General features: G+C 61.5%; 16 protein-coding genes and 1 pseudogene. 13 read left to right on the forward strand and 4 right to left on the reverse strand.

The genetic code is table 11. From position 1 onward, the window contains the following. Nucleotides 1–181 precede the first annotated feature (181 nt). Together LUB09_RS08435 and LUB09_RS08440 are read left to right on the forward strand one after the other, a co-directional pair. The gene (locus LUB09_RS08435) at nt 182–877 is read left to right on the forward strand and encodes a thermonuclease family protein (RefSeq protein WP_231422328.1); all 696 of its coding nucleotides are present in this window, start codon (nt 182–184) and stop codon (nt 875–877) included. A 181-nt stretch (nt 878–1,058) separates the two neighbouring features. After that, entirely contained in the window at nt 1,059–2,327 is a 1,269-nt protein-coding gene (locus tag LUB09_RS08440) for a malic enzyme-like NAD(P)-binding protein (RefSeq protein WP_057008508.1), read from the forward strand. 211 nt (nt 2,328–2,538) lie between these two features. Here LUB09_RS08440 and LUB09_RS08445 read toward each other — a convergent pair whose 3' ends face one another. Further along, entirely contained in the window at nt 2,539–5,001 is a 2,463-nt protein-coding gene (locus tag LUB09_RS08445; protein ID WP_373460637.1) for a penicillin-binding protein 1A, read from the reverse strand. Nucleotides 5,002–5,221: 220 nt separating this feature from the next. Between LUB09_RS08445 and pilM the strand changes: the two genes are divergently transcribed. From pilM to hemE, 10 genes and pseudogenes are all read left to right on the forward strand, one after another. Next, entirely contained in the window at nt 5,222–5,878 is a 657-nt protein-coding gene (gene pilM, locus LUB09_RS08450; RefSeq protein WP_209987597.1) for a type IV pilus biogenesis protein PilM, read from the forward strand. Continuing rightward, on the forward strand, nt 5,875–6,426 hold the full coding sequence (locus LUB09_RS08455) for a PilN domain-containing protein (RefSeq protein WP_209987600.1): 552 nt from the start codon (nt 5,875–5,877) through the stop codon (nt 6,424–6,426). Before pilM ends, LUB09_RS08455 begins: the two co-directional genes overlap by 4 nt. Then, nucleotides 6,423–7,394 (forward strand): pilus assembly protein PilP, encoded by a 972-nt coding sequence (locus tag LUB09_RS08460; protein ID WP_231422329.1) that lies wholly within the window; start codon nt 6,423–6,425, stop codon nt 7,392–7,394. Before LUB09_RS08455 ends, LUB09_RS08460 begins: the two co-directional genes overlap by 4 nt. Before the next feature lie 138 nt (nt 7,395–7,532). Further along, nucleotides 7,533–8,789: pseudogene (locus LUB09_RS08465) on the forward strand (type IV pilus secretin PilQ); the annotation flags it as partial. Between the two features lie 4 nt (nt 8,790–8,793). Continuing rightward, nucleotides 8,794–9,312, forward strand: coding sequence for a shikimate kinase AroK (gene aroK, locus LUB09_RS08470; protein WP_209987618.1), 519 nt, complete (start codon nt 8,794–8,796; stop codon nt 9,310–9,312). Nucleotides 9,313–9,426: 114 nt separating this feature from the next. After that, complete coding sequence (gene aroB / locus LUB09_RS08475) at nt 9,427–10,527, forward strand: 3-dehydroquinate synthase (RefSeq protein WP_003237313.1); 1,101 nt, start codon at nt 9,427–9,429, stop codon at nt 10,525–10,527. Nucleotides 10,528–10,537: 10 nt separating this feature from the next. After that, nucleotides 10,538–12,106: an SPOR domain-containing protein gene (locus LUB09_RS08480; RefSeq protein WP_231422330.1), complete on the forward strand. Its 1,569-nt coding sequence runs from the start codon at nt 10,538–10,540 to the stop codon at nt 12,104–12,106. A gap of 350 nt (nt 12,107–12,456) precedes the next feature. Beyond that, nucleotides 12,457–16,902 (forward strand): glutamate synthase large subunit, encoded by a 4,446-nt coding sequence (gltB, locus tag LUB09_RS08485; protein WP_231422331.1) that lies wholly within the window; start codon nt 12,457–12,459, stop codon nt 16,900–16,902. A gap of 32 nt (nt 16,903–16,934) precedes the next feature. Continuing rightward, on the forward strand, nt 16,935–18,353 hold the full coding sequence (locus tag LUB09_RS08490) for an FAD-dependent oxidoreductase (RefSeq protein ID WP_209987626.1): 1,419 nt from the start codon (nt 16,935–16,937) through the stop codon (nt 18,351–18,353). Nucleotides 18,354–18,598: 245 nt separating this feature from the next. Beyond that, nucleotides 18,599–19,666, forward strand: coding sequence for a uroporphyrinogen decarboxylase (gene hemE / locus LUB09_RS08495; protein WP_209987629.1), 1,068 nt, complete (start codon nt 18,599–18,601; stop codon nt 19,664–19,666). A 56-nt stretch (nt 19,667–19,722) separates the two neighbouring features. On the opposite strand, the gene LUB09_RS08500 is transcribed toward hemE, so the two are convergent. The 3 genes from LUB09_RS08500 to LUB09_RS08510 form a co-directional block, all read right to left on the reverse strand. Next, a complete protein-coding gene (locus LUB09_RS08500; RefSeq protein ID WP_231422332.1) occupies nt 19,723–20,364 on the reverse strand; it encodes a retron system putative HNH endonuclease in 642 nt (213 codons plus the stop codon). Then, complete coding sequence (locus LUB09_RS08505; protein ID WP_231422333.1) at nt 20,361–21,632, reverse strand: AAA family ATPase; 1,272 nt, start codon at nt 21,630–21,632, stop codon at nt 20,361–20,363. The genes LUB09_RS08500 and LUB09_RS08505 overlap by 4 nt, the downstream gene beginning before the upstream one ends. A 76-nt stretch (nt 21,633–21,708) precedes the next feature. After that, nucleotides 21,709–22,986, reverse strand: coding sequence for an MFS transporter (locus LUB09_RS08510; protein ID WP_231422334.1), 1,278 nt, complete (start codon nt 22,984–22,986; stop codon nt 21,709–21,711). Nucleotides 22,987–23,108: 122 nt separating this feature from the next. Here LUB09_RS08510 and LUB09_RS08515 point away from each other — a divergent pair, with 122 nt between their 5' ends. Further along, nucleotides 23,109–24,002, forward strand: coding sequence for a LysR family transcriptional regulator (locus LUB09_RS08515; RefSeq protein ID WP_231422335.1), 894 nt, complete (start codon nt 23,109–23,111; stop codon nt 24,000–24,002). The last annotated feature ends 131 nt before the right edge of the window (nt 24,003–24,133 follow it).

Consider the following 24,133-nt stretch of genomic DNA (forward strand, 5'->3'; position numbering starts at 1 on the left):
TGGATGAGTCGGTGCTGATCTACAACGGGGAGCGGCCGCACTTATCCCTGAAATACAAAACGCCCGATGCGGTGCATCAGGCGTTTTGAGACTGAAACAGGTGTAAACCTATTTCAGGACTAGACACGGAATTTGGCTGTCCGCCGCCCAGGCCGAGGTGTTCTGTCCGGCGCCGGCCTCCGTGGCCCAGGTGCAGGTCAAGCGCGTGGTGGATGGCGACACGGTGCGCCTTACGGATGGCCGCAGCGTGCGCATGATCGGTCTCAATGCACCGGAAGCCGCCAGGAAAGGTCGCCCCGACGAGCCCTATGCCGTCGCTGCCCGTCAGCGTTTGCAAGCCTTGGTGCGCGCCAGTGGCGGTCGCGTGGGGCTGGTGCCGGGGCGCGAGCGCAAGGACCACTACGGCCGGACCCTGGCCCATCTGTACGGCGCCGATGGCAACAATCTGGAAGCGCAGTTGCTCGCCGAGGGCCTGGGGTTTCAGGTGGGCGTTGCACCCAATGTCGATCTCATCGCGTGCCAGCAGGCGGCTGAAAACGTCGCGCGCCAGCGTCGCCTGGGGCTGTGGCGCACATCGCCCGTGCGCAGCGTGGCGCAGGTCAGGCGCGCAGGGTTTGCCCTGATCAGCGGCCGGGTGAAAAAGGTCGAACGCAATCGCGGTGGCATCTGGATTCAACTGCCGGGTTCGCTGGTAGTGCGCATTGCGCCGAATGTGGCCGGGAAGTTCGACGCAGCCACGCTCAGTGGTCTGCAAGGCCAGACTGTCGAAGCGCGTGGCTGGGTGCAGGATCGCGCTCGACGTGGCCGTCTTGAAAACGGCCAGGCGCGCTGGCTGCTGCCGTTGAGCGATCCGGCCATGCTCAAGTCGTCTCACTGATAAAAATTGTAGACATTTAAAAGGTGCGATTGTGAACAGTTGCGCCCTTGTATCCCGTGGGCTGCGCCTAAAGTGCTTGATTGCGGGGACTAGAGGCCCGTGACTGCCCAGTCTTGTAGGGAAATTGCTTCGCGCGTATCCTCGGCGGTCCGTCGACCAACAGTAAAAGCGGAATGCCGATATGTCTGATTTGAAAACTGCCGCTCTCGAATATCATGCCCATCCTCGTCCAGGAAAGCTGAGTGTAGAGCTCACCAAAGCCACTGCCACTGCTCGCGACCTGTCGCTGGCCTACAGCCCTGGTGTTGCCGAGCCCGTACGTGAAATCGCCCGCGATCCTGAGCTGGCGTACAAGTACACCGGCAAAGGCAACCTGGTTGCAGTGATTTCCGATGGCACCGCGATTCTTGGCCTGGGTAACCTCGGCCCGCTGGCGTCCAAGCCCGTCATGGAAGGCAAGGGCGTGCTGTTCAAGCGCTTTGCCGGCATCGACGTGTTCGACATCGAAGTCGACTCCGAGAGCCCGCAGGCGTTCATCGACACGGTCAAGCGCATTTCCATCACCTTCGGTGGCATCAACCTGGAAGACATCAAGGCACCTGAGTGCTTCGAGATCGAAAAGGCGTTGATCGAACAGTGCGACATTCCGGTATTCCACGATGACCAGCACGGCACTGCGATTGTTACCGCAGCCGGCATGATCAACGCTCTGGAAATCGCCGGCAAAACCCTGGCTGAGGCGAAAATCGTCTGCCTGGGCGCCGGTGCCGCCGCCATTTCCTGCATGAAGCTGATCATCAGCATGGGCGCCAGGCTCGAAAACATCTACATGGTCGACAGCAAGGGCGTGATCCAGTCCGAGCGTACCGACCTGAACCAGTACAAGGCGATGTTTGCCCACCCGTCCTCCAAGCGCACCCTGGCTGACGCGCTCAACGGTGCCGACGTGTTCGTTGGCCTGTCTGGCCCGAACCTGCTGAGCGCTGAAGGCCTCAAGTCCATGGCGCCGAACCCGATCGTGTTCGCTTGCTCCAACCCGGACCCCGAGATCTCGCCTGAGCTGGCCCACGCCACCCGCAGCGACGTGATCATGGCCACCGGTCGTTCGGACTACCCGAACCAGGTCAACAACGTACTGGGCTTCCCGTTCATCTTCCGTGGCGCCCTGGACGTTCGTGCCAAGCGCATCAACGAAGAAATGAAAGTCGCCGCCGCCAATGCCCTGCGCGAACTGGCCAAGCTGCCGGTGCCACAGGACGTCTGCGACGCCTACGGTGGTGCTCCGCTGGCGTTCGGTCGTGAGTACATCATTCCGAAACCGATGGACAAGCGTCTGATCACTTTGATCTCCGACGCCGTGGCCAAGGCCGCCATCGAGACCGGTGTGGCAACCCTGCCGTATCCGAAGCACTACCCGCTGCAAAGCGTGGATGATGTGTTCAACGGCTAAGCCGTTGTAGCGCACCAACAAAAAGCCCCGGCTCGGATGAGTCGGGGCTTTTTTGTGACTTGGCGATCAACTTGAGGCCTGTGGAGATCCAAGTGTGGGAGGGGGCTTGCTCCCGATAGCGGTGGATCAGTCAATATATCCAGTGACTGTCACACTGCCATCGGGAGCAAGCCCCCTCCCACATTGGATCTGTATCAGGCCGCAGATCGGGTTAGAACAAGTCGATCGGTGCTGCCTCATCCGCCGGCAGCGGGCTGCCCGGTGCGACGCCGTTACCCAGTTCGTTGACCGACGGCGGCGTGTCTTCGCTCTTGAACAGTTCAAAGTACGCATTCGGCGTGCTCGGGGATGCGGCGCGGCCACTCACCGGGTCGATCCGCAGGCTGAGGATGCCTTCCGGTTCCGGCTGGGTGTGCAAAGGCTTGTCCTTCAGCGCGGCGCCCATGTAGCTCATCCAGATCGGCAGCGCGACGGTGCCGCCGAACTCGCGGCGACCCAGGCTTTCCGGCTGGTCGTAGCCGGTCCACACGGTGGTCACGTAGTCGCCGTTGTAGCCGGAGAACCAGGCGTCCTTGGATTCGTTGGTGGTGCCGGTCTTGCCCGCGATATCCGCGCGGCCCAGGGCCAGCGCGCGGCGGCCGGTGCCTTTCTTGATCACGTCTTCCAGGATGCTGTTGAGGATATAGGTGGTACGGCCATCGACAATGCGCTCGGCCACCGCAGGTGCCTGGGGTTCGGCCGGGTTGCCGGCATTCGTGGCCGGTGCTGCGCCCGGCGTCGGCTCGATGGTGATGCCGCCGTTGCTCGGCGCGGCCAGGCCATCGGTGGCAGCCACGCCATTGACCACGTCACCCGGCACGCGTGGCGGGTTGGCGGTGAACAGCGTATCGCCATTGCGGCTCTCGATCTTGTCGATCAGGTACGGCGCGATCTTGTAACCGCCGTTGGCAAAGGTGCTCCAGCCGGTGGCGATTTCCATCGGCGTGAGGGTCGCGGTGCCCAGGGCCAGGGACAGGTTGGGCGGCAGGTCCGACTTGGCAAAGCCGAAGCGCGTCATGTAATCGATGGTCTTGCCCACGCCCATTGCCTGCAGCAGGCGGATCGACACCAGGTTGCGCGACTTGTACAGCGCCTCGCGGATGCGGATCGGGCCGAGGAAGGTGTTGGTGTCGTTCTTCGGGCGCCAGACTTTGTCCAGGTACTCGTCGACAAACACGATCGGTGCATCGTTGACCAGGCTGGCGGCGGTGTAGCCGTTATCCAGCGCGGCGCTGTAGATGAACGGCTTGAAGCTCGAGCCGGGCTGACGCTTGGCCTGGGTGGCGCGGTTGTAGTTGCTCTGCTCGAAGGCAAAGCCGCCGACCAGCGCGCGAATCGCGCCGTTCTGCGGGTCCAGGGACACCAGGGCGCCCTGGGCGACCGGTACCTGGCTGAATTTGAGGCTGTCGTCCTTCTGGCGTTGCACGCGGATCAAGTCACCCACCTGCGCCACGTCCGACGGCTGCTTGGGCAGCGCGCCCATGCTGTTGGTGTTCAGGAACGGTCGCGCCCACTTCATGCTGTCCCAGGCCACGTGTGCTTCACCGGTGCGGGTCAGCACCTGCACGCCGTCTTTCTTCACCTGGGTGACAATGGCTGGCTCCAGGCCGCTGATCGTGCGCTGCTTGCCAAGCTCGGTGGTCCAGGCACTGAGGGTCTTGCCCGGCAGGCGCGATTCGGGGCCGCGGTAGCCATGGCGCTGGTCGTAGGCGATCAGGCCGGAGTGCACCGCCTCATTGGCGATGTCCTGCAGGTCGCTCGGCACGGTAGTGGTCACGCGGAAGCCTTCGGTGTACGCCTCGCTGCCATACCGGCCGACCATTTCGGCGCGGGCCATTTCGGCGATATACGGCGCGTTCACTTCCGGCGTCGGCACGTGGTAGCTCGCGTTCAGCGGCTCGGCCACCGCGCTTTCGTAGGCGGCCTGGTCGATCTTGCCCAGTTTGTACATGCGCCCCAGGATCCAGTCGCGGCGCTCTTTGCTGCGCGCCGGATTGGCCAGGGGGTTGAAGCGCGAAGGGGCTTTGGGCAGGCCGGCAATCATCGCCATCTGCGCCAGGCTGGCGTCACGAATCGACTTGCCGTAGTACACCTGCGACGCGGCTTCGATGCCGTAGGCGCGGTTGCCCAGGTAGATCTTGTTGACGTACAGCTCGAGGATCTCGTCCTTGGTCAGCTGACGCTCGATCTGCAAGGCCAGCAGGATCTCGGTGGCCTTGCGCGAAAAACTGCGCTCGCTGGTGAGGAAGAAGTTCTTCGCCACCTGCATGGTGATGGTGCTGCCACCGGATTGAATGTGTCCGCTTTTTACCAGCTGTGTGGCGGCGCGCACCAGGCTGCTGGGGTCCACGCCGTAGTGATTGGCGAAATTATCATCTTCTGCCGACAACAGCGCGCTAATGAAATTGGGCGGAATGTCGGCGAAACGGATCGGTGTCCGGCGCATTTCGCCGAACTCCGCGATCAGTTTTTCATCGCTGCTGTAGACCCGCAAAGGAATCTGCAACTGGATACTTCTGAGTGCCTCTACGGAGGGCAAACCCGGACTAAGGTAGAGATAGGCCCCGCTGAGGACGAGCAGGAGCCCGCAAACGATGGCGACAATGGAGTACCCGAAAAACTTCAGCAGACGAATCAAGGCTTTTGGATTTCCAGAGAAAAGAATGAGTTAGGCGCCGGGGCATGCATGACAAACGATGGATCGACCCGGGCAGCAGATAAAAGCGGAAAAAAACGCTGGGCATTAAAGCATTTTTCGACTTGGGGCGTCATTCGTGCCGGTTCAACAAGTCGACCGAATGCACGGTGCCCGGCGCCAATCAGGCGGTAAGACAGGCAAAGGTTTAGGGAGTTTTATGGGAAAGGGATTTTTCAGGCGAAAAGTCGACACCGTGCTCGGCGTCGACATCAATGACAGCGGGATCAAACTGATTGAACTGAGCCGTTCGGCCAGCGGCTATACCGTCGAAGGCTATGCCACGCAATCGCTGCCGAGCCGGGCGGTGGTCGATGGCAGCCTGCTCGACCTTGAACTGATCGGCCGGGCCCTGCACCAGGCTCTGCCGCGCCTGCGCACCTCGGCCCGGCAGGCGGCGGTGGCGGTGGCGAGCTCCTCGGTTATAACGCGGGTAATCGACCTGCAGGCACGGCTCAGCGAGCAGGAAATGGCCCGGCAGATCCAGTTGGAAGCCGACCAGTACATTCCTTACCCGCTGGACGACGTCGCCATCGACTTTCAAGTGCGCGGCCCTTGTGCCGACAACCCCGAGCGGGTGCAGGTATTACTGGCGGCGTGCCTGAAGGAACAGGTCGAAACCCGCGAGGCAGTTTTGGCCCTGGCGGGGCTGGTGCCGAGGGTGGTGGATGTCGAAGGGTTTGCATTGGAGCGCGCATGCAGTCAGGATTTCGCCAGCTTCACGCCGGGCCGTCGTGTCGATGGCGCACAATGGGCTGCGGATGCCCACGGGATGGGAGTGGCTTGCGGATTGGCCCTGAGGAGTTTCGCTGGATGACACGAATCAATCTTTTGCCCTGGCGCCAGGCGCTGGCGCAGCGTCGGCGCAAGTACTTCCTGGTATTTTTGCTGGCGTTCGCCTGTGTGGCGCTGGCGGCAGTGTGGCTGGCGGATCAGGTCATCGACCAGGCCATCGACCGCCAGGTAACGCGCAACAGCCATGTGGGCAAGGACGTGGCCGCCCAGGATGCACGGATCAAGACCATCGACGACCTGCAGGAGCAGAGCCAGCAACTGGCCGAGCGAATGAAGGTCGTGCAGGACCTGCACCAATCCCGTTCCGCCGGCACGCAGTTGCTGGACCAGTTGGCCCGCGCCGTGCCCGAGGGCGTGCATCTGCACGAGGTGGTTGCCCGGGGCGATAGTGTGAGCATCAGCGGCAGCGCCGAATCCAGCCAGGATATCGCCCAGTTGATGCGCAGCCTGGAGGCTTCCGCGGGTGCCCACGCTACCCGGCTGCAGCATGTGCGGGCGGAAGGCGCGGATGGCCGCAATGAATTTCAACTGATGGTGCGCCAGGGGGCATCCACCGAGGCCCAGCCATGAGCCTGCCCAGGCTCGATCTTTCTGCACTCACTCACCACGCTGCCAAATGGCCCTTGCCCGGCAAGGTTTTGCTTGGCTGCGCGCTGGCCGGGCTGGTGCTGGCGGTGGGCAACAGTGTGGTCCTGGCGCCGTCCCGCGAGCGGCTGCAGGTGCTCCAGACGCAGGAAGTGGCCTTGCAACAGGCGCTCGCGCAAAAGACCGATCTTGCCGCAAACCTTGAGCGTCGCAGCGATGAGGCCCAGGCGATGCAGGCGCGGGTTGGCGGGCTGTTCCGGCAATTATCCGCTGAGTCCGATATGCCCGGCCTGCTCGAAGACATCGCCCGGCTGGCCGCCGGTAATGGCCTGCTGGTCGAAGGCGTAAAGGTGTTGGACGAACAGCCTCGGCCGTTTTACATCGAAGCGCCGGTGCAGGTTGGCATGCTTGGCACCTACCATGACCTGGCGACCTTTGTGAGCGGCCTGGGCGGGTTGGCGCGGATCGTCACCGTGCATGATCTTGCGCTTGCGTCTGACGGGGCCTTGCTGCGTCTGGAGCTGTTGGCCAAGACCTACCGCAGTCTGTCGCCCCACGGCGAGCCTGGGCCGGTCGCGCAGTGGGGGCCGCGCTTTGCCTACAGCGCTGCGGCCCTGCGTGACCCGTTCCAGTCCTCGGCTATGCAGGTCGAGCATGCGCCCGGCAAACCTGCGTCCGCGCCGGACCTTTCACGGCCGCGCGGCGTGCTGGAAAGCCTGGCTGTCGACCAGTTCGAAATGGTCGGCACGCTGTCCCGTGGTGTTCAACGTTTCGTCCTGTTGCGCGCGGCCTCCAGCGTGCACCGCCTGGCGGTCGGCGACTACCTGGGGCCGAACCACGGCCGCGTCACGGCCATCCATGACGGCCACGTCGAGCTGGCCGAGTTGTTTCCCGATGAACAGGGCGCCTGGCTGCAGCGCTCACGAACCCTTGTGTTGAACGTCAACTCATAACGGAATCGAACAATGAAAAGGACTTTCTGGTCCTTCGGTGTGGCGCTATGGATAGCGTTCACGGCACCGATGGCTGCTGCTGTGCCCAATCGTGTAGACCTGATCCAGTTGCCGCCACCCGGTGGCGCAGCGTCGGGCGCCTATACCGGCGACACACTGAACCTCAATTTCCAGAACATCGACCTGCGCGCCGCGTTGCAGCAGATCGCCGACGTGGCGGGTCTCAATCTGGTTGCCAGTGACGAGGTGCAAGGCGCGGTCACCCTGCGCCTGAAGAATGTGCCCTGGGACCAGGCGCTGGACCTGGTGCTGCAAAGCAAGGGCCTGGACAAGCGGATGAAAGCCGGCGTGTTGCTGGTGGCGCCCGCCGACGAGCTGGCCGCGCGCGAACTGCTGACCCTGGAGGCGCGAAGGCAGATGGCCGACCTGGCGCCGTTGCGCCGCGAGCTGTTGCAGGTCAACTACGCCAAGGCGGCCGACCTGGCCAAGCTGTTCCAGTCGGTGAACGGCCTCGAAGGCACCCCCGACGAACGCGGCTCGGTGGCGGTGGATGATCGCACCAACAACATCATTGCCTACCAGACCGGTGAACGGCTCGAAGAGCTGCGGCGCATCGTGGCGCAGTTGGACATTCCGGTGCGCCAGGTGATGATCGAGGCGCGGATTGTCGAGGCCAATGTCGACTATGACAAAAGCCTGGGCGTGCGTTGGGGCGGGCGGCTCAGTCGCGGCAACTGGGGCGCCGGCGGTATCCCGAAATCCTTGGCCGAAGGCGCGAAGCCGCCGGAAAGCCCATCCGCCTCACCCTTCGTCGACCTTGGCTCGCTCGCCGGCGCGTCCGGGCTGGGCATCGCCTTCATCACCGATAACTTCCTGCTGGACCTGGAACTGAGCGCCATGGAAAAAACCGGCAATGGCGAAATCGTTTCACAGCCCAAGGTGGTCACCTCCGACAAGGAGACTGCGCGCATTCTCAAGGGCACCGAGATTCCCTATCAGGAGTCCAGTTCCAGCGGTGCCACCTCGGTGTCGTTCAAGGAGGCGTCGCTGTCGCTGGAAGTCACCCCGCAGATCACCCCCGACGGCTTTGTGATCATGGAGGTGAAAGTCACCAAGGATGAGCCCGACTATTTGAACAAACTCAATGACGTACCGCCGATCAAGAAAAACGAGGTCAACGCCAAGGTGCTGGTTCGGGACGGCGAGACCATCGTCATCGGTGGGGTTTTCTCCAATACCCAGAGCAAAGTGGTAGATAAAGTGCCATTTTTGGGCGATGTGCCGTATCTTGGCCGCCTTTTCCGGCGTGATGTGCTGGCGGAGAAAAAATCCGAGCTGCTGGTATTCCTGACTCCGCGTATCATGAATAACCAGGCGATTGCTGTGAGTCGTTGATTCTGTGCGAAATTTGATTCTTGTAGGGCCGATGGGCGCTGGAAAAAGCACCATCGGCCGTTTGCTGGCCAAAGAGCTGCGCCTGCCGTTCAAAGATTCCGACAAGGAAATTGAATTGCGCACGGGCGCCAATATCCCATGGATCTTCGACAAGGAAGGCGAACTGGGCTTTCGCGACCGCGAGCAGGCGATGATTGCCGAGCTGTGCGATTGCGACGGCGTGGTATTGGCAACCGGTGGTGGCGCGGTGATGCGTGATGAGAATCGTCGAGCACTGCATGCCGGTGGTCGGGTTGTGTATCTGCATGCGTCGGTCGAGCAGCAAGTGGGCCGCACCGCCCGCGACCGTAATCGCCCGTTGTTGCGCACGGCCAACCCGGAAAAAACCCTGCGGGATTTGCTTGCCCTGCGTGATCCGCTGTACCGGGAAATAGCCGATCTGGTGGTGCAAACCGATGAACGGCCGCCGCGGATGGTGGTGGTCGAGATTCTTGAGCGCCTGCATCGGCTGCCACCCCGTTAAAGCCTGGCCCGAAATGCGCTATTCTCGGCGGCGCGTCATCACCTTGAGGTGTGGCGTGGAGCCATCAGGCAGCGGACGTTGCCGGTCGTCAATCCATCTCTCACGCGGGGACACATGCAGACACTTAAGGTCGATTTAGGCGAGCGCAGCTACCCGATCCATATTGGTGAAGGCCTGCTGGACCAGCCTGACTTGCTCACGCCGCACATTGCCGGGCGGCAGGTGGCGATCATCTCCAATGAAACGGTCGCGCCGCTGTACCTTGAACGTCTGAGCCGCAGCCTTTCGGCGTACTCGGTAATTTCCGTGGTGCTGCCCGACGGCGAAGCCCACAAGAACTGGGAAACCCTGCAGCTCATCTTTGATGGCCTGTTGTCCGCGCGGCATGACCGCCGCACCACCGTGGTCGCCTTGGGCGGCGGCGTGATCGGCGACATGGCCGGCTTCGCGGCCGCCTGCTACCAGCGCGGCGTGGATTTCATTCAGGTGCCGACCACCTTGCTGTCCCAGGTCGATTCGTCGGTGGGCGGCAAGACGGGCATCAACCACCCGCTGGGCAAGAACATGGTCGGCGCGTTCTACCAGCCGCAGGCCGTACTGATCGACACCACGACGCTCAACACCTTGCCGCCGCGCGAGCTGTCGGCGGGGCTGGCGGAAGTCATCAAATACGGGCTGATCTGCGACGAACCGTTCCTCACCTGGCTGGAAGAGCATGTGGACGCTCTGCGCGCCCTCGATCAAGTGGCGCTCACCGAAGCCATTTCGCGCTCCTGCGCGGCCAAGGCGCTGGTGGTCAATGCCGATGAACGAGAGTCCGGCGTGCGCGCCACCCTCAATCTGGGCCACACATTCGGCCATGCGATCGAAACGCACATGGGCTATGGTGTGTGGTTGCATGGAGAGGCTGTCGCGGCCGGCACCGTAATGGCACTGGAGATGTCCCAGCGCCTGGGCTGGATCAGCGCCCAGGAGCGTGATCGCGGTATCCGTCTGTTGCAGCGTGCCGGTTTGCCGGTGATTCCACCCGCGCAGATGACCGAGGCGGACTTCCTCGAACATATGGCGGTAGATAAGAAAGTGATCGACGGTCGACTTCGACTGGTGCTGCTGCGCCGCATGGGCGAAGCGGTGGTGACCGACGATTATCCGAAAGAGATTTTACAGGCCACGCTGGGAGCGGATTACCGCGCCCTGGCCCAGCTTAAAGGTTAATAAGATCGCGATGACTAGTTTGCATGCCGACGAGGCGTTCCTCGGCCACTACCAGTTGAGCCACGACCCCTTCGCTCCACGGGTGCCTGGTTTCAAATTCTTCCCGGCCCAGCGCAAGCCGGTGCTGGGTCAGTTGCATCACCTTGCGCGCTACAGCCAGCTACTGCTGGTGGTGACGGGCCCGCTGGGCAGCGGCAAGACCTTGCTGCGCCAGGCGCTGGTTGCCAGCACCAACAAACAGTCGGTGCAGAGTGTGGTGGTGTCGGCCCGTGGTGCCGGCGATGCGGCGGGTGTGTTGCGTCAGGTCGCCCAGGCGCTGGACGTGGCCAACGCCGAGCCCAATGCCATTCTCAAGCAGGTGGTGCAGTTGGGCCTGACCGGTCAGGAAGTCTACCTGCTGGTGGACGACGCCGAGCAGCTCGACGAGTCCGCCCTTGAGGCGCTGCTGGCGCTGGCCGCCGGTACGCCGGAAGGCCGCCCGCATGTGTTCCTGTTTGGTGAGTCGTCGTTGATCGCCGATCTGGAGCAGATCAGCGGCGAACAGGAGCTGTTCCACGTTATCGAGTTGCAGCCCTACGAAGAAGAAGAAACCCGCGAATACCTGGCCCAGCGCCTCGAAGGCGCCGGGGCGGGTATCGAACTTTTCACGGCAAATCAGATCTCTGATATTCACGAAAGCTCCGATGGCTGGCCTGGAAACATCAATCAGGTTGCCCGCGATGCGATGATCGAAGCCATGATTGCCAGCCGCTCCGCGGTCAAGCGTCCAAAGATGGGGTTCACTATGCCTAAGAAGCACGTATTGGCCATTTCCGCTGTTGTCGTGGTCGCCGTTGCCGCCGCCTGGTTGATCCCGGGCCGCAGCAAGGCGCCGACCACGGCCGGCGCGCCAACGGAACAGGCGCAGTTGCCACTGGGCAAGCCCACACCGAACGTCGAGTTCGCCAACTCCGGTCAACCGACCAACCTGCCGATGGTCGGCCAGCCGGTGATGCGCGGTCCGCTCGCCGAAGAAGCCGGTGGCATCTCCGAAGGTGACGACGGCGTGCCGGTGGAAGGCTCCAGCGCCACTCCGCCGACCGTCACCACCACCGCACCGCCAGCCGGCGTACCGGCGGGCAAGCCTGCACCGGCACCTGCCGCAACCCCGACTCCGGCACCGACGGTCGCCACCGCCAAGCCCGCGCCGGTGACCAAGCCGGTCACGTCTGCACCTGCCGCCAAGCCCGCGCCGACCACCGCCGCCAAGCCGGCCGAGAAGCCAGCCACTGTCGCCAAGGCCGGCGCCGCCGGCAGCGGCTGGTACGCCAGCCAGCCTACCGGCAATTTCGTGGTGCAGATCCTGGGAACCAGCTCCGAAGCCAATGCCCAGGCGTTCGTGAAGGAGCAGGGCGGCGAGTACCGTTATTTCAAGAAAGTGCTCAACGGCAAGCCTCTCTACGTGATCACTTACGGCAACTTCACCAGCCGTGCCGCGGCTGATTCCGCGATCAAAACCTTGCCAGCGAAGGTTCAGGCTGGTAAACCTTGGCCTCGCACCGTTGCCAGCGTTCAACAAGAACTGGCAACTGCTCGCTGAAGATCCGGCGGCCTTACCCAGGCCGCCCTCCCGGCACCTCAAAAAAACTACAACAGCGTGCAGCCCTGAAGGCCGCGCGCTTTGTGGTGTCTGCGTCACGGTAGCTTTTGAGTCGTGGCAGTCAAAATTAAAAAAGTTTTGACTAGCACAGCATATCGCTTTAAACCTTTCATAAATGCGACATAGATTTGCGACATTTCGTCGCTAAATTTGTGAGCGTTCGTGTCGGTGTGTACAATGACCTCCCTTTTGCCCCCGCTAAGCCGGCGTACGTTCGGCGTGGAAGGTAACCGGTTGAATTGAAAAGAAATTTGCCTCGGTATAAGAGGCAGCCTGGTGAGAAAGTGTCTATGAAAGCAGGTCTGTACCAACCCGATGAATTCAAGGATAACTGCGGTTTCGGCCTGATAGCCCACATGCAGGGCGAGCCCAGTCATACCCTTTTGCAAACGGCCATCGAGGCCCTGACCTGCATGACCCACCGCGGTGGGATCAACGCCGACGGCAAGACCGGTGACGGTTGCGGCTTGCTGATTCAAAAGCCCGACCTGTTCCTGCGCGCTGTGGCCAAACAGCATTTTTCAGTCGACCTGCCCAAGCAATACGCGGTGGGCATGGTGTTTTTCAACCAGGACCCGGTCAAAGCCGAAGGCGCTCGCGAAAACATGAACCGCGAGATCGTCGCCGCCGGCCTGCAACTGATCGGCTGGCGCAAAGTGCCGATCGACACCAGCGTGCTCGGCCGTCTGGCCAACGAGCGCCTGCCGCAGATCGAACAAGTGTTCATCGCAGGCGACGGTCTGAGCGACCAGGACATGGCGATCAAGCTGTTCACCTCGCGTCGTCGTTCGTCGGTGCTCAACGCCGCCGACACCGATCACTACATCTGCAGCTTTTCCCACAAGACCATCATTTACAAAGGCCTGATGATGCCGGCGGACCTCGCCGCCTTCTATCCGGACCTGAGCGATGAGCGCCTGCAAACCGCAATCTGCGTGTTCCACCAGCGCTTCTCCACCAACACCCTGCCAAAATGGCCGCTGGCTCAGCCATTCCGCTTCCTCGCCCACAACGGCGAGATCAACACCATCACCGGCAACCGCAACTGGGCCGTGGCCCGTCGCACCAAGTTCGCCAACGATCTGATGGACCTCGAAGAGCTCGGCCCGCTGGTCAACCGCGTGGGTTCCGACTCTTCCAGCATGGACAACATGCTCGAACTGATGGTCACCGGCGGCATCGACCTGTTCCGTGGCGTGCGCATGATCATTCCGCCTGCGTGGCAGAACGTCGAAACCATGGACCCGGACCTTCGTGCATTCTACGAGTACAACTCGATGCACATGGAACCGTGGGACGGCCCGGCCGGCGTGGTCATGACCGACGGCCGCTACGCGGTGTGCCTGCTCGACCGTAACGGTCTGCGCCCGGCGCGTTGGGTCACCACCACCAACGGCTTTATCACCCTGGCCTCGGAAATCGGCGTGTGGGACTACAAGCCTGAAGACGTCATCGCCAAAGGCCGCGTGGGCCCTGGCCAGATCCTGGCCGTGGACACCGAAACCGGGCAGATCCTCGACACTGACGCCATCGACAACCGCTTGAAGTCGCGTCACCCCTACAAGCAATGGCTGCGCAAGAACGCCCTGCGCATCCAGGCGACCATGGAAGACAACGACCACGGCTCGGCTTTCTACGACGTAGACCAACTCAAGCAATACATGAAGATGTATCAGGTCACGTTCGAGGAGCGCGATCAGGTGCTGCGCCCGCTCGGCGAGCAAGGCTATGAGGCAGTCGGCTCCATGGGCGATGACACGCCAATGGCCGTGCTGTCCCAGCGCGTGCGCACGCCGTACGACTATTTCCGTCAGCAGTTCGCCCAGGTGACCAACCCGCCGATCGACCCGCTGCGCGAAGCCATCGTGATGTCCCTGGAAGTGTGCCTCGGTGCCGAGCGCAACATCTTCCAGGAATCGCCTGAGCACGCCTCCCGCGTGATCCTCAGCTCGCCGGTGATTTCGCCGGCCAAGTGGCGCTCGCTGATGACCCTGGAGCGTCCGGGCTTCGACCGCCAGATCATCGACCTGAACTACGACGAGAGTGTTGGCCTGGAAGCCGCCGTGCGCAACATCGCCGATCAGGCCGAAGAAGCCGTGCGTGCCGGGCGTACCCAGATCGTGCTGACCGACCGTCATATCGCGCCGGGCAAGCTGCCGATCCACGCCTCGCTCGCCACGGGTGCGGTGCACCACCGCCTGACCGAAAAAGGCCTGCGTTGCGACTCCAACATCCTCGTCGAAACCGCCACCGCCCGTGACCCGCATCACTTTGCGGTGCTGATCGGCTTCGGCGCTTCGGCGGTGTACCCGTTCCTGGCCTACGAAGTGCTGGGCGACCTGATCCGTACCGGTGAAGTGCTGGGCGACCTCTATGAGGTGTTCAAGAACTACCGTAAAGGCATCACCAAAGGCCTGCTGAAGATCCTGTCGAAGATGGGCATCTCCACCGTCACGTCCTATCGCGGCGCACAGTTGTTCGAAGCCATTGGCCTGTCCGAAGAAGTCTGCGAGTTGAGCTTCCGTGGTGTGCCGAGCCGCATCAAGGGTGCACGCTTCGTCGACATCGAAGCTGAACAGAAAGCCCTGGCAGCTGAAGCCTGGAGCGCGCGCAAGCCGATCCAGCAAGGCGGCCTGCTCAAGTTCGTGCACGGTGGTGAATACCACGCCTACAACCCGGACGTGGTCAGCACCCTGCAAGCCGCCGTGCAGCAGGGCGACTACGCCAAGTTCAAGCAGTACACGAGCCTGGTGGATAACCGCCCGGTGTCGATGATCCGCGACCTGTTCAAGGTGAAGACCCTGGACACGCCGATGGACATCGCCGAAGTCGAGCCGCTGGAATCGATCCTCAAGCGCTTCGACTCCGCCGGTATTTCCCTGGGCGCCCTGTCGCCCGAGGCCCACGAAGCCCTGGCCGAAGCCATGAACCGCCTGGGTGCGCGTTCCAACTCCGGCGAAGGCGGCGAAGACCCGGCGCGCTACGGCACGCTGAAAAGCTCGAAGATCAAGCAGGTGGCGACCGGCCGATTCGGCGTTACCCCGGAATACCTGGTCAACGCCGAAGTGCTGCAGATCAAGGTGGCCCAGGGCGCCAAGCCGGGTGAGGGCGGGCAACTGCCGGGCGGCAAGGTCAACGGCCTGATCGCCAAGCTGCGCTACGCAGTGCCCGGCGTGACGCTGATTTCGCCGCCGCCGCACCACGACATCTATTCGATCGAAGACTTGTCGCAGCTGATTTTCGACCTCAAGCAAGTCAACCCGCAGGCGCTGGTCTCGGTGAAACTGGTGGCGGAAGCCGGCGTGGGTACCATTGCCGCCGGCGTGGCCAAGGCCTATGCCGACCTGATCACCATCTCCGGCTACGACGGCGGCACTGGCGCATCGCCGCTGACCTCCATCAAGTACGCCGGTGCACCGTGGGAGCTGGGCCTGGCTGAAACCCACCAGACCCTGCGCGGCAACGACCTGCGCGGCAAGGTGCGGGTACAGACCGACGGCGGCCTGAAAACCGGCCTCGACGTGATCAAGGCCGCGATCCTCGGCGCCGAGAGCTTCGGCTTCGGCACCGCGCCGATGATCGCCCTGGGCTGCAAATACCTGCGCATCTGCCACCTGAACAACTGCGCCACCGGCGTCGCCACGCAGAACGAAAAACTGCGCAAGGACCACTACATCGGCACCGTCGACATGGTGGTGAATTTCTTCACCTACGTCGCCGAAGAGACCCGTGAGTGGCTGGCCAAGCTGGGCGTGCGCTCGCTGGAAGAACTGATCGGGCGCACCGATCTGCTGGAAATCCTTCAGGGTCAGACCGCCAAGCAACAGCACCTGGACCTCACGCCGCTGTTGGGCAGCGATCACATCCCGGCCGACAAACCGCAGTTCTGCGGCGTGGAGCGTAACCCGCCGTTCGACAAGGGCCTGTTGGCCGAGAAGATGGTCGATATGGCCGGCTCCTCGATCAATGACGCCAGCGGTGGCGAATTCGCTCTGGACATCTGTAACTGCGACCGTTCCATCGGCGCCCGCGTCTCCGGCGAAATCGCGCGCAGGCACGGCAATCAGGGCATGGCGAAAGCGCCGATCACCTTCCGCTTCAAGGGCACCGCAGGCCAGAGCTTCGGCGTGTGGAATGCCGGCGGTTTGCACATGTACCTCGAAGGCGACGCCAACGATTACGTGGGCAAGGGCATGACCGGCGGCAAGCTGGTGATCGTTCCGCCTGCGGGCAGCGTGTACAAGAGCCAGGACAGTGCAATCATCGGCAACACCTGCCTGTACGGCGCTACCGGTGGCAAGCTGTTCGCCGCCGGTACTGCGGGTGAGCGTTTCGCCGTGCGTAACTCCGGTGCCCACACCGTGGTGGAAGGCACTGGCGATCACTGCTGCGAATACATGACCGGGGGCTTTGTCGCGGTACTGGGCAAGACCGGTTACAACTTCGGTTCGGGCATGACCGGCGGTTTCGCCTACGTGCTCGACCAGGACAACACCTTCGTTGACAAGGTCAACCACGAGTTGGTCGAGATCCAGCGCATCAGCGGCGAAGCCATGGAATCCTACCGGAACCACTTGCAGCACGTGCTGGACGAGTACGTCGAGGAGACCGGCAGCGAATGGGGGCGTAACCTCGCCGAAAACCTCGATGATTTCCTGCGTCGTTTCTGGCTGGTCAAGCCCAAGGCTGCCAACCTGAAATCGTTGCTTTCCAGCATCCGTGCCAACCCGCAGTGATATGCGCCTGAAGAGTTTGATGAGGTTTTAACATGGCTGAACGTCTGAATAACGACTTCCAGTTCATCGATGTCGGGCGCAAGGATCCGAAGAAGAAACTGTTGCGTCAACGCAAGAAAGAGTTCGTGGAAATCTACGAACCCTTCAAGCCCCAGCACTCGGCCGACCAGGCCCACCGCTGCCTGGGCTGCGGTAACCCGTATTGCGAATGGAAGTGCCCGGTGCACAACTTCATTCCCAACTGGCTGAAATTGGTGGCCGAGGGCAACATCCTCGCCGCCGCCGAGCTGTCGCACCAGACCAACACCCTGCCGGAAGTCTGCGGCCGGGTGTGCCCGCAGGACCGTCTGTGTGAAGGTGCCTGCACCCTCAACGACGGCTTCGGTGCGGTGACCATCGGTTCGGTCGAGAAGTACATCACCGACACCGCGTTCGCCATGGGCTGGCGCCCGGACATGTCCAAGGTCAAGCCCACCGGCAAGCGCGTCGCGATCATCGGCGCCGGCCCGGCTGGCCTGGGCTGTGCCGACGTGCTGGTACGTGGCGGCGTGACCCCGGTGGTGTTCGACAAGAACCCGGAAATCGGCGGGCTGCTGACCTTCGGCATTCCCGAATTCAAGCTGGAAAAGACCGTACTGAGCCACCGTCGTGAAGTGTTCACCGGCATGGGTATCGAGTTCCGTCTCAATACCGAGATCGGCAAGGACATCACCATGGAGCAGTTGCTCGCCGAATACGACGCTGTGTTCATGGGCATGGGCACCTACACCTACATGAAGGGCGGTTTTGCCGGTGAGGACCTGCCGGGCGTGTATGACGCGCTCGACTTCCTGATCGCCAACGTCAACCGCAACCTGGGCTTTGAAAAGGCGCCGGAAGATTTCGTCGACATGAAGGGCAAGAAGGTCGTGGTACTCGGCGGTGGCGACACCGCGATGGACTGCAACCGCACCTCGATCCGTCAGGGCGCCAAGTCGGTGACCTGCGCCTATCGCCGTGACGAAGCCAACATGCCGGGCTCGCGCAAAGAGGTGAAGAACGCCAAGGAAGAAGGCGTGAAATTCCTCTACAACCGCCAGCCGATTGCCATCGTCGGTGAAGACCGTGTCGAAGGCGTGAAGGTGGTCGAGACCCGTCTCGGCGAACCGGACGCCCGTGGCCGTCGCAGCCCCGAGCCGATCCCGGGTTCCGAAGAGATCATCCCGGCAGACGCCGTGGTCATCGCCTTCGGTTTCCGCCCAAGCCCGGCGCCGTGGTTCGAGCAGTTCACCATCCAGACCGACAGCCAGGGCCGCGTGGTGGCCCCGGAACAAGGTCAATACAAGCACCAGACCAGCAACCCGAAAATCTTTGCCGGTGGCGATATGGTGCGCGGCTCTGACCTGGTGGTGACGGCGATCTTCGAAGGCCGCAACGCCGCCGAAGGGATCCTGGACTACCTGCAGGTCTGACTCCTGATCCCAAATTGAAACGGGATCAAAATGTGGGAGGGGGCTTGCTCCCGATGGCAGTGTGTCAGCCAATGAGTTTGGTGACTGATACACCGCAATCGGGAGCAAGCCCCCTCCCACATTTGTCTTGCGGTGTATTCAAGCTACCGCGACAAATTGACCCGATAGACAAAAGGCACGGTGCATTCCGTGCCTTTTGCGTCGTGCTCTGAGAAAATGCCCGCACTTTTTTTGCGGATGCCGACATGACTGCCCTCAAGAACGACCGTTTCCTTCGTGCCCTGCTCAAGCAGCCCGTAGACGTCACGCCCGTGTGGATGATGCGTCAAGCCGGTCGTTACCTGCCGGAATACCGGGCCAGTCGCGCCCATGCCGGCGACTTCATGAGCCTGTGCATGAACCCGCAATTCGCCTGCGAAGTCACGATGCAGCCGCTGGATCGCTACCCGCAACTGGACGCGGCCATCCTTTTCTCCGACATCCTCACCATCCCCGACGCCATGGGCCAGGGCCTGTATTTCGAGACCGGCGAAGGCCCGCGCTTCAGGAAAGTCGTCAGTACCCTGGCCGACATCGAGGCCCTGCCGATTCCCGATCCGCACAAGGATCTCGGCTATGTGATGGATGCCGTCAGCACTATCCGCCGCGAACTCAATGGTCGCGTCCCGCTGATCGGCTTCTCCGGCAGCCCTTGGACCCTGGCTACCTACATGGTCGAAGGCGGTTCGTCGAAAGACTTCCGCAAGACCAAGGCCATGCTCTACGACAATCCGCAGGCCATGCACCTGCTGCTGGACAAGCTGGCGCAGTCGGTCACGGCGTACCTCAACGGCCAGATCATGGCCGGTGCCCAGGCTGTACAGATTTTCGACACCTGGGGCGGCAACCTGTCGGCGGCGGCGTACCAGGAATTCTCCCTGGCCTACATGCGCAAGATCGTCAGCGGCCTGATTCGCGAACACGAAGGCCGCAAAGTGCCGGTCATCCTGTTCACCAAGGGCGGCGGCCTGTGGCTGGAAAGCATCGCCGACGCGGGTGCCGACGCCCTGGGCCTGGACTGGACCTGCGATATCGGCGAAGCGCGCCAGCGCGTGGGTAACCGCGTGGCGCTGCAAGGCAACATGGACCCGACCGTGCTGTACGCCAACCCCGAAGCGATCCGCAACGAAGTCGGCCGCATCCTGGCCAGCTACGGCAAGGGCACCGGGCATGTGTTCAACCTGGGCCATGGCATTACGCCGGAAGTGAACCCTGAGCACGCCGGCGCGTTCCTGCGCGCGGTGCATGAACTGTCGGCGCAGTATCACGAGTGATTGCAGCTCACTATAAGAACGCCCGGCTTATGCCGGGCGTTTTTATAGGCAAGTAATCATTGTCCGAGAAGTTGTTCGGCGTAGCGCGCAACCACATGATCAAACGCTTCGTGCTGACCGCTGATGGGGTGACGGGAGCGTTGCACGATTTTTTCCAACTCTTCCTGGGTGAAGTCCGCCAGAAAATCGTTATCGAAAATACCTTCGAGTTTTTCCTTGCGGCGACTGTTCAGGAACTCAATATCAAGCGCGAGGAGCTTGATCATGGTATCGGCAGTGACATCATCGTCACTACTTTCGATTTCACCGAGGAGAGTGAATCGAAACCGACGCTCGCAGTCATCAGCCAAAGGCGATATATGGGATTGCTCGCAGAAGTCGCTCCCTTTGCTGTGACCGCAGTGGGCAGGCGTGGGCGTTTCTGTCTCGCCCTGGCAGGATGCGTGAAGGTTTGAGTATTCCAGATCAAGGTGTTTGTAGTGTTTCTGAGGTCGAAAGTGCTCCACATGGCTGGAGTCCTGCGTGATTTTGTCGCCGCAATAGCAACACGCATAACCCTGTTCATGGAGCAGGCTGATATGCAGTTCGCCTTTTTGTGGGTGCCGAAGCTCGCGATAAGTCGGTACCCATTCCTCGTTTTCCAATGCCTTCCACTGTGTAAATGACGCGGGTTCAGCTCCTTTGATTACTCGCTTCATCGGCCGATAATCTCCTTGCGCCGCAGAAGTGCCTCGGCTCTCAGGAACTCTGGAAGGTCAGGCGCTTTTTCTCTGAGTGCTTGAAGTTGAGTTTTGGCTTTTTGGAAATCGTTATCTTCGATGGTGCTGAACAGTTCGCTCAACAGGTTTTCTATTTCTGGCTCGCGTTCGGAGACGCCCATGACTTCTTCGAGTACGCGACTGGAGTCGAGGCCATAGGTAACGCGTGGATGTGAAGATTCACGATCATTGAGCAGGATGACCTCAGCGGGTTGCAAACTGCCGATTATCTGTGGGGAATGGCTGGCTGCGATGAATTGCACCTTGGGAAATGCTGTCTTCAGTGCGGGAACAACACTGCGCTGCCAAGCGGGATGCAGGTGAATATCCAGCTCATCGACAATGATAATACCCGGGGTGTTTTTCAGAACGTCCTGACCCAGGTGCGGGTTCAAGATGCACATGCGTCGAGCGATATCAGCAAAGAGCGCGACCATGCCACGCTGGCCATCACTGAGTTCGTAGAAAGGGATGGTTTTATCGCCATCAAGACTGATCAACAGGCTTTGCAGCCTTATGTCATAACGCAGGCTATGTGCGCCTGGAATCGCGAACTGTATGGCTTGGTTAACCGATGCAAGTTCGTCGTCATACTGCGATGGCGTGGATTTCGCTTCCAACAGGTCTTGCATGCGTTCCAGCGTTCGACCAATCAGCCAGCTCTCGAAGTCTTTGAGTTTGGCGACGGCATCGAACCAATTGTTATAACCATCGAAACGAGAAGGGCGCTGTTGCGCGGCAAACTCGGCGGACACGTCGGCACTTTTCCAATGCCGATTTGCCCGATAAAACGCCAGGACCGGCAGGTCCACTCTTATAGCTGTGTTAATGCAGTTTTTGACGGTTTGAATTTGCTGATCAATCTCGGATTCGACAAGGCAGGGTTCTGTTTCTCCCGCGTGGACCAACTTCCATTCCGTCGCGTTAAAAATATGACCTTTTGCCGTCACTCGGACAGGATCAATGCGTTCGAGTCTCGTGCGTCCGTTAATGCTGTCGATCACAAACCGAATGTCTTTGGCCTGCAGGCACGGTTGTTTTGCACCTACATGCTCGCCAAATTCGAAAAATGAAGCGGCTATCGCCTGCAACAACGAAGTCTTCCCACTCCCATTAACCCCCACCACCAGGTTAAACCCCGGCTGAAAGTCAAAAGTGGCATCTTCGTAGCAACGAAAATTCTGAATATGAAGCTGGTCCAGGCGCATTCTGGCTTTCCTTTACCAAGACTGACGAATGCCGCCAGTGTACCTTGGCCCGTCAGAACCGCCAGAGGCTCGGGTGTTACGCGCTTTTTGCACGGCGCAGCGGCGCCAGCTTCGCCAGCCTCAGCGCCACCAGCAGCGCACCGATCAACAACGCCACGATAAACCCGCCAATTCCGTTCCAGCCGCCCAGGTGCCAGAAGAACCCACCTGCCGTCCCGGCAATGCTCGATCCCGCGTAATAGCTGAACAGATACAGCGACGAGGCCTGCCCCTTGGCCTTGACGGCGCGCCGGCCGATCCAGCTGCTGGCGACCGAGTGGGCAGCGAAGAAGCCGAAGGTGAAGATCAGCATGCCGGGCACGATCAGCCACAGCGGGCTGAACAGGGTCAGGACGAAGCCGGCCAGCATCAATACGATAGTGGCCCACAGCACGCGGCGGCGGCCGAGGCGGTCGGCCAGGGAGCCGATTTTCGCCGAGCTGTAGATGCCCGAGAGGTACACCAGTGACAGCAGACCGACCACCGCCTGGCTCAAGTCGTAGGGATCGGCCAGCAGCCGGTAGCCGATGTAGTTGAACAGCGTCACGAAGGCGCCCATCAGCAGAAAGGCCTCAAGGAACAGCCACGGCAGGCCGGCGTCCCTGAAGTGCATGACAAAGCCGTTCATCAGGCTGCGCGGCTTGAGGCTGCTGGCGCGAAAGTTGCGCGATTCGGGGAGGATCCTCCAGAACACGGTTGCCGCGATCAGTGCCAGGGCACCGATGATCAGCATCGCGGTGTGCCAACTGACGAAGTCGATCAATACGCCGATGATCAGACGCCCGCTCATGCCGCCAATCGCGTTGCCGGCAATGTACAGGCCCATCGCCAGGCCGATGTGCTGCGGGTGAATCTCTTCACTGAGGTAAGTCATCGCCACGGCGGCCAGGCCGCTGAGGGACAGGCCCACCAGCGCACGCATCAGCAGGATGCCCTCCCAGCTCGGCATCAGGCCGCTGGCAAACGTCGCCAGGGCCGCGCAAAACAACGCCGCCACCATCACCGGTTTGCGCCCCAGCCGGTCGGATATCGGCCCGGTGATCAGCAGGCCGAACGCGAGCATTCCCGTGGACACCGACAGGATCAGGCTGCTCTGCGCGGCATTGATGGCGAATTCATGGGACAACGCCGGCATCATCGGCTGCACGCAATACAACAAGGCAAACGTGGCGAAGCCACCACAGAACAGCGCCAGCACCGTGCGCATGAACATCGGCGTGCCTTTTTCGATGAACGCCTCAGTGAGTTCGGCGGCCACCTCATCCAAAGCGGTGGTCGGGACTTCCTGGGCGAACGGAGCGACAGCAGATTTCACGGGGACCTCGGAGGGCAAGACTGCCATGGCCGGCAATGCAAAAAAGAATATAGCTGGCTAATGATTCTTTCCAATATATTGTTCGACCTGTTTGATAGCTTCTGCGACTTAATGGTGAAGGGATGGAATTACGTCATTTGCGCTACTTCATTGCCGTCGCCGAGGAACTGCACTTCGGTCGCGCCGCGCAGGTACTGGGCATCTCGCAACCGCCGCTGAGCCAGCAGATTCAGGCGCTGGAACAGCAAGTGGGCGCGCGTTTATTTGAGCGTACCAACCGGCGCGTTGAGCTGAGCGAAGCGGGGCGCTTGTTCCTGCACGAGGCGCGCCTGGTGCTGGCGCAGGTTGACAAGGCGGCGGATGTAGCGCGGCGTGCGCACATGGGGGAGCTGGGTGAGCTGAAGATCGGCTTTACCTCCTCGGCGCCGATCAACGCCAGCATTCCCCAGGCGATCTATGGCTTTCGCCAGGCGTTCCCGGCCGTTCACCTGACGCTGCGGGAAATGAGCAGTACCCAGGTGGCCGAGGCCTTGGTGAACGAATCGATCCAGGTCGGTTTGATGCGGCCGTTGCCGTTGCCCGATTCCCTGAGTGCCGTCGAGCTGATGCGTGAGCCGCTCGTGGCCGTGTTGAACACCGGCCATCCGTTGACGGCAGGCAGTGAGCACGGCTTGCACCTGGCGCAACTGGCCGAGGAACCGTTCGTGTTTTTCCCGCGCAGCTACGGCAGCGGCCTGTACGCCCAACTGCTCGACCTGGCCCGCGACGCCGGCTTCAGCCCGCGCTTTGCGCAGGAGGCTGGCGAAGCGATGACCATCATCGGCCTGGTGGCGGCGGGGCTGGGGGTGTCGGTATTGCCAGCGTCGTACCAGCGCATCCGCATCGATGGGGTGGTGTATCGCACCTTGCTGGACCCTGCCGCGGTGTCAGCGGTATGGCTGGTGCAACGCAAGGGTGTGCAGTCGCCGATGGCGAAGGCGTTTGTGGCGTTGCTCACCCTCAGGACAACGCAATAACCCATGTGGGAGGGGGCTTGCTCCCGATGGCGGAGTGACAGTCGACAGCTGCATGACTGACATACCGCTATCGGGAGCAAGCCCCCTCCCACATTTGGATCTCATTGACTCTGAAAATCGTGTTTTTTGAC

The organism is Pseudomonas sp. Leaf59 (assembly GCF_920984685.1).
In the GTDB taxonomy this organism is placed as follows: domain Bacteria; phylum Pseudomonadota; class Gammaproteobacteria; order Pseudomonadales; family Pseudomonadaceae; genus Aquipseudomonas.